Annotated in this window: 7 protein-coding genes; 2 read left to right on the plus strand and 5 right to left on the minus strand. The window is 70.5% G+C overall.

All coding sequences use genetic code 11. From position 1 onward, the window contains the following. Positions 1-363: 363 nt before the first annotated feature. The gene (locus D7X12_RS37860; protein WP_120630039.1) at positions 364-975 is read left to right on the plus strand and encodes a hypothetical protein; all 612 of its coding nucleotides are present in this window, start codon (positions 364-366) and stop codon (positions 973-975) included. Positions 976-996: 21 nt separating this feature from the next. On the opposite strand, the gene D7X12_RS37865 is transcribed toward D7X12_RS37860, so the two are convergent. Genes D7X12_RS37865 through D7X12_RS37875 form a run of 3 tightly spaced genes read right to left on the minus strand, consistent with a single transcriptional unit; the run spans position 997 to position 3474 of the window. Next, positions 997-1986 carry a hydrolase gene (locus D7X12_RS37865; protein ID WP_120630040.1) on the minus strand — a complete coding sequence of 330 codons (990 nt, stop codon included), beginning with the start codon at positions 1984-1986 and terminating at the stop codon, positions 997-999. After that, positions 1983-2315, minus strand: coding sequence for a YkgJ family cysteine cluster protein (locus D7X12_RS37870; protein ID WP_120630041.1), 333 nt, complete (start codon positions 2313-2315; stop codon positions 1983-1985). The genes D7X12_RS37865 and D7X12_RS37870 overlap by 4 nt, the downstream gene beginning before the upstream one ends. A gap of 19 nt (positions 2316-2334) precedes the next feature. Then, positions 2335-3474 (minus strand): zinc finger protein, encoded by a 1140-nt coding sequence (locus D7X12_RS37875; protein ID WP_120630042.1) that lies wholly within the window; start codon positions 3472-3474, stop codon positions 2335-2337. Positions 3475-3909: 435 nt separating this feature from the next. Between D7X12_RS37875 and D7X12_RS37880 the strand changes: the two genes are divergently transcribed. Then, on the plus strand, positions 3910-4563 hold the full coding sequence (locus D7X12_RS37880) for a hypothetical protein (RefSeq protein WP_147443922.1): 654 nt from the start codon (positions 3910-3912) through the stop codon (positions 4561-4563). 19 nt (positions 4564-4582) lie between these two features. Here D7X12_RS37880 and D7X12_RS37885 read toward each other — a convergent pair whose 3' ends face one another. Both D7X12_RS37885 and D7X12_RS37890 read right to left on the minus strand, forming a co-directional pair. Beyond that, positions 4583-5539, minus strand: coding sequence for a GNAT family N-acetyltransferase (locus D7X12_RS37885; RefSeq protein ID WP_120630044.1), 957 nt, complete (start codon positions 5537-5539; stop codon positions 4583-4585). 43 nt (positions 5540-5582) lie between these two features. Next, positions 5583-6251: a hypothetical protein gene (locus tag D7X12_RS37890; protein WP_208719544.1), complete on the minus strand. Its 669-nt coding sequence runs from the start codon at positions 6249-6251 to the stop codon at positions 5583-5585. Between the last annotated feature and the right edge of the window lie 115 nt (positions 6252-6366).

The following is a 6366-nucleotide window of genomic DNA, read 5'->3' on the forward strand; positions in this document are numbered from 1 at the left end:
GGTCGGGGCAACACGCAGCGCGGTCGAGCAAGGCAGCAAGCATCACGCGACACGGGGCTGGGCGGCGGGACGGGGCAGTGCGCAGTTTGGGGGAGTCCGGCAAGCAGGTCGCAGCGTGCCGGACGGGAGTGAAGATCAGTGACGCACGCAGGGCATGTCGGTGCGGTAGCAGTCGCAATCACGCCTCACGGCGGATGACAGGAACGCGACCGCCGGTACACGACGTGGATCAAAGACAGCAATGAGTGGTGGTTGGGGGAACGAAGAGAAGCCGGGTCCTGCGGATGGGTCGCTCTCGGGAGCTGGCACGCCTCGCAATTCTCATCGCGCGCAGCCGCGATATCTGTAACGGGGAGAAGCCTCATGGGAGCGGTGTCCATCTTCACCGCGGCGGTGGTCGTCCTGTCGGCGCAAACGGCCATTGCCCAGACACAAGAAGTCGTCCGGCGTCGCACGAATGATCCGGAGCGGTTGGCTCCTTTCGGCCTGATGCTCGACGCGGGCATGCCTGAAGGCGCGGGGCTCTCTGGTGTCTTCCGGCCGTCGCCGCACCTGCGGCTGCACATCGGTGGCGCGCACAACGGGTTGCGCGGTGCCGCTCGCGCGGGGCTCACGCTCCTGCCGCTGAGCGGAAAGTTCTCGCCCTCGCTCTCACTGGAGCTTGGCCACGCACAGGCCGCGAGCACCAAGACCTTGAACCGGCGCCTCGCGGACCGGACGCTGCTGCCCGCCTCTTCCATGGAGCGCGTGGGCTACTCGTACGCCAGCGCGCACCTGGGCCTGGAGTTCAATGCCACGCGGCGCCTCAGCTTCTTCGTGCGCGGCGGCATGAGCCTCATGGAGATGGCGGTCCCCAGTCTCCAGAATCTGGATGAGCCCTTCCGCGACTCGCTGTCTCCCGTGGAGACGCGGTCGTGGATGATGCGCACCCTGCAGCCCTCCGCGAAGCTCGGCTTCGCGCTCTTCTTCGGCTGAATCCCGGCGTTCGAGCAGGCGCTACACCGCCGCCGGACGCTCCGCGAGGACCTGCTCGAAGAACCTCAGCGCCTGGTCCTCCGCCCAGAACGAGGGACGGTGCAGGCGCCCCGCGACGAAGCCCACGTGGCCGCCGTGCTCGGTCAGCACCACGCTGAGGAACGGGTTGTCGCGCGCCGCGGCCGGAATCACGGGCGACTCCAGCATCGGATCATCCGCGGCGCTGAGCAGCAGCGTGGGCCGGCGGATGTCCCCCAGCCGGGGCCCCGAGGACGCCTCCCGGTAGTAGTGATCCGCGCCCTCGAAGCCGTGCAGCGGCCCGGTCACCACGTCGTCGAAGCCGTGGATCGTCCGAGCCGCCAGCATGGCCTTCCCATCGAACGCGCCCGGGAAGCGCGCGAGCTTCTCCCGGGACTTGCTCTTGAGCGTGCGCAGGAACCGCATGCGGTACAGCCAGAGGAAGCCGCTGCCGGCATCCAGCTTCCGGCAGCACGCCGCCAGGTCATACGGCGCGCTGATGGACACGGCGGCGGCCACCGGGGCCGCGTCGCCCGTCTCCTCCAGCAGCCGGCACAGCACGTTGGCGCCCAGCGAGAACCCCACCGCGAGCATCGGGCCGGTGACGCGCGCCCGCACGTCCTCCATCACGAGCAGCGTGTCGTGCGTGTCCCCGGAGTGGTACGCCCGCGCGAGCCGGTTCGGCTCCCCGCTGCACGAGCGGAAGTTGATCGCGGTGGCGCCCCAGCCGCGCTTCGCCGCGCCCCGCAGCACCTCCGTGACGTAGCCGGCCTGGGACGAGCCCTCCAGCCCATGCAGCACCACCACGTGCGGCGCGCCCGTGGGGCCGTCGAAGCTGTCCAGGTCGACGAAGTCTCCGTCCGGCAACTCGCGCCGCTCCCGGCGCAGGGGCGGCACCCGGGTGGGGCGCGCGAGCGAGGCGTAGATGGTCTGCGCATGCGCGCCGCGGATCCCCGGCGCGGGGACGAAGGGCTCGGTGGGCTGGAACTTCACGCGACGCCTCCAGGCACCCGCGTGCGCGACGACAGGGCCGCCACCGCCCGAGCACTCCGCATGGAAGCGCAGCCGGAGGTCCGCACGGCCTCCGCTTCGCCGGTGAGCTGGAACAGGGCCAGGTAGTTGTGCACGCGCTCCTCCAGCGTGGGGGCCTCGATGCGCCGGCACACGTCGTCCGCCGCGTAGTCGCGGCACACCTGCGGCCTCTGCTCGTAGACGGTGCAGAGGTTGTCCGCGCCCAGGTGCGGGCACCTCAGCCCCAGGGGCTTGTCCAGCGCGGCGATGTCCGGCGCCACGCAGCAGGCGCCACAGCGGGTGCACTCCATGGAACTCCCTCGAAATGCCTTAGCGCCGGACGGCCTTCTCGACCTTGCCCAGGTTCGTCACGGTGAGCGTGACGCCCTGGCCCTTCTTCCACTGGAGGAACTCGTCCTCGCGCGTGGGCTCCAGCACGTGTTCCTTCACGCCGTCGTCTTCATAGCGCACGCTCACGCGATAGGACTCCTCGCGTCGCACCCGCTCGTTCGCTCCGGCGCTCAGCTGCGGCCAGCGCGGTGGCTCGTCCGTGCCCTTGAGCTCCCGCTGGTCCATCTGCTTCCAGGCATACGTGTCGTAGTCGCACTGCTGCGCGTAGACGGGCTCGTTGCGGTAGCGCGTCTCCGTCTGGCAGTCCTCGTAGGACTCGTTGCAGTACTTCGTCACGTCGTGACAGACCTCCTCGACGAAGCCATTGCCCTTGTCGCGGCGGCTGCATTTCTCCTCGGTGCCACACGCCACCTTGCGCGTCTTCGTCCGGCACACCCGTTCGGTGCCGTCCGCCACGCGGCGCGTACCGCGCTGGCGGGACACGCAGCCGCGGATGTTCGTCACGCCAGGGACCTCCCCCGCGCCGTTCACCGGCATGCGCGGGGCGGTGGTGCTCAGCTGATCCCTCCAGCCCGTGTGCGTCTCTGGCACGAAGCGCTCCTGCACCACCGCGCGCCGCCAGCTCGTGGCCACCACCTCGCCCTGGAGGTCATGCTCGAGGTTTCCCCAGTAGCCCACGGCGCAGGTGCCGAAGCAGCACGAGCCCAGGACCGCCAGCACGATGATCCACGCCTTGCTCAGCCGTCGGGGCTTGGGGGCCGGTGCCGGCGGCGGCTTCGGGGACAGGTCCGCGACGGGCGCGGCCTTCGCGTCCGAGCCCCGCTCGGCGGAGCACTGCCGGCACACCTTGGCGTCCCCGCGGTTGGAGGCGCCGCAGTAGGCGCAGAACCAGTCCTCGCCCGCGCCGGCCAGGTCCAGGGCCTGTGCGTCGGTGACGCCCTCGCGCGTGGACTTGCCGGTGACCGGGTCCACGTCACCGAAGTCGAACTCCGACTCCTTGCCGGTGAGCTCCCGTGGGTTGTTGCACGAGGGGCAGTTCTTGTGACGGGCCGGGATGTTCCTGGCGCCACAGGATGTGCAGTTCCACGAGCCCTCGATGATGCGCCTTCGCTCGGCCATGGATGCATCCTAGGGGACCTGTTGCCCCCTGACACGTCTGGGATAGTGTTGCGCCCCTCAAGTCTCCGCCGGGCCGGCGCTGGGGACACGAGCCGGTTTCCAGAGTGAAACCGCGAGGGGGATTCCATGCCGAGTCAGACGCGGGTTGTGATTCCGAAGCATCGGTTGTTGCGCCGTACCCTCTATGGCCTGCTGGTGGCGGCTCCGCTGCTGCCCTTGGGGTTGGCCTGCGGAAGCGGCGAGGACTGCGGGTCCGGCTATGGCAGCCTGAGTGGTGGAACCGTTCCCCTCAATCCGGATGGCACCGTTCCGAGCGAGGTCTCCTGCGCCAAATGCCCCAAGCAGTCCGACGACCGAGTCCTCCTCCTTCGCTGCGAAGGGAGCAAGTCCGAGACCGCTGGCCGGGCGGACATCACCTGCAGATACCTGACCTGCATGAATGATGGGCGTCGGCCGGAGGGATTGAGGGACGCCCTCGCGTCGCAGTCAGGGGACGCGCTCGGTGCCCTCTTCGCGCACGCGGCCTGGCTGGAAGCCGCGTCGGTCCCGGCCTTCCTGCGGCTCGCGGACGAACTCAAGGCGCACGGCGCGCCGGAGTCGCTGGTGAAGGCGGCGCGCCGCTCGGCGGGGGACGAGGTCCGCCACACCCGCGCGATGCAGGCGCTCGCCCAACGTCACGGCGCGACCATGCCGGACGTGGACCTGCCGCCCTTCGAGTCCCGCTCGCTGGAGGAGATGATCCTGGAGAATGCCGTCGAAGGCTGTGTGCGGGAGACCTTCGGCGCCTTCGTGGCGGGCTGGCAGTCACGCACCGCGCAGGACACGGAGGTGCGCGGCACGCTGCGCACCATCGCCCGGGACGAGGTCCGTCACGCGGAGCTGGCGTGGGCCGTGGATGCGTGGGCCCAGGAGAAGCTGACGCCCGCGCAGCGGCAGCGGTTGCTCCAGGCCCGTCAGGACGCGCTGCGAATCCTCGGGGATGAGGTGGAAGCGCAGCGGCTGCCGGAGGAGCTCATCCGCGAGGCGGGGATGCCGTCGCGCGACCAGGCCCGGACCCTGTTCCAGGGCCTCTCCACCCTGGTCGCCTGACGCAATCGCGCCGCGCGCCTCACACCCAGAGGGCGCGAGGGAAGGGGACTTCGAGCGCGGGAGGCAATCCCGCGCGCAGGGGCCGCAGCATGGGCAGCGAACCGTCCCGCTGCACCCGCACCGCGCCGGGCACGCCCGCGACGAGCGGCGCTGTCGCGGGCTCCTCCCACCACACCACGCGCTGGAGCCCCGCCCGGTGCGCCACACGGCGCGCCTCCGTGAGCAGCGCCGCCGCGTCCGCCGCGTCGCGCGCATCCAGCATCAGCACCACCAGGTCGCCGTAGCGGGCCACCATGGACCACAGCGCGGTGGAGTCGCCCACCACCGCGCCGCACGTCTGGGGCCTCGGGCGTGCCAGCAGCTCCGCGTAGACGCGTTCCCGCTCCAGGTGCCAGTCCACCTGCGCGGCGCTGGGCCAGAGGTAGAAGGGCGCCTGGGGCCTCTGCATCCGCGCGAGCGCCGCGGCCACGTCCGTCTCCTGAAGCCCACCGTCCACCGGGCGTCCCTCGGGCACCTCCGAAGCGTCCAGGTGCCAGTCCCACGCGGGCACGTCCACGTACCCCGAACGTCGATACAGCGGCGCCCCGACGTCGGAGAAGAGCACGACGGAGTGCGGGCGCGGCGCCACGCGCTCCAGCTCCGCGGCGACGCCGTCCATCAGCCGCGTCGCATGGCCACGGCCGCGCAGGTGGTCCTCCGTGAAGACGCTGGCGATGGCGTAGCTGTCCCCCTGCGTGAACGTCCCGTCCGCGCCGCGCAGGAAGCTGTCGGTGTGGAACGTCTCGCACGAGGCCAGCACCGCGCCGTCGTCCGCCACCCACAGCCACGTGTTCATGCCCTCGCGGCACCAGGGGTGGGCGCGCAGCCGCGCCTCGCGCTCCTGGTACTGCGCCACGCTGAGGGGTGAACCCCACGCGGCATGGGTGACGGTGTCACGCTGCGCCTTCTGCGCGTCGGTGGCGAGGACGAGGGGCATGGTGCGCGGCAGGCTAGACGCGAGCCCCCTCCCGGCGCGAGCGCTACAGCCGCGTGGTGTACGGGAACCGGAAGTGGAACTGCAGGTATGCCTGCCCCACGTGGAAGATGCCGTCCCCCACCGAGTCCGGCAGTCCCAGCCCCCCCAGCTCCTGCGGCACGTAGAGGGTGGACTCCCAGCCCACGCTGATGAGGAAGCTCTTCGACAGCTGGAACTCCAGGTCCGCGCCCACGTCCAGGCCGGGCCGCAGGAAGTGCGTGTCCGGCAGCGTGTCGGAGAACATGTACGCGTACGTCAACACCAGCCCCGCCCCCACCGAGAAGCGCACCGGACTGGACGACAGCGGCAGCCCCAGCGCCAGCGGCTTGAACGTCACGCCGTACATCCCCGTGTCGCGATACTTCGGGGAGATGATGAAAGAGTCCGGGATGAAGATGGACGGCGAGATGCGGATCTCCTCCACCTTCCGGGACTGCTTGCGGTAGCGGTTCGGGATGACGCGCTGGTTCTTGCGCAGCCACTCCTTGTCCAGCACCGCGTCCACCGACAGCTTCAACCCGGTGTGGATGGGCTGGTCGTCGAAGACAGGCCCGAAGAACAGGAACGCCGCCGGGCCCACACCCACGTCCACCGGCACGGTGACCTTCTGGTCCGCCAGGGCGACAACGGGCCCCAGCAGCAGGGCGCACAGCAGGGGCAGGGTGGGCTTCAAGGGCGGGTCCTCGCGTACTGGGGCCAGGTCCTCGAAGGACCGGCATTTCAAGCCTAGAAGGTCAGGACGCTCCGTGTCCCGCATGGGCTAAGAAGTCCGCGCCGGAGGGGGAGCC

The organism is Corallococcus sicarius, assembly GCF_003611735.1.
GTDB classification, from domain to species: domain Bacteria; phylum Myxococcota; class Myxococcia; order Myxococcales; family Myxococcaceae; genus Corallococcus; species Corallococcus sicarius.

Coding starts and splice junctions, on each gene's coding strand:
- D7X12_RS37860 (WP_120630039.1), top strand. CDS start 364: ATGGGAGCGGTGTCCATCTTCACCGCGGCGGTGGTCGTCCTGTCGGCG.
- D7X12_RS37870 (WP_120630041.1), bottom strand. CDS start 2,315: ATGGAGTGCACCCGCTGTGGCGCCTGCTGCGTGGCGCCGGACATCGCC.
- D7X12_RS37875 (WP_120630042.1), bottom strand. CDS start 3,474: ATGGCCGAGCGAAGGCGCATCATCGAGGGCTCGTGGAACTGCACATCC.
- D7X12_RS37880 (WP_147443922.1), top strand. CDS start 3,910: ATGAATGATGGGCGTCGGCCGGAGGGATTGAGGGACGCCCTCGCGTCG.
- D7X12_RS37885 (WP_120630044.1), bottom strand. CDS start 5,539: ATGCCCCTCGTCCTCGCCACCGACGCGCAGAAGGCGCAGCGTGACACC.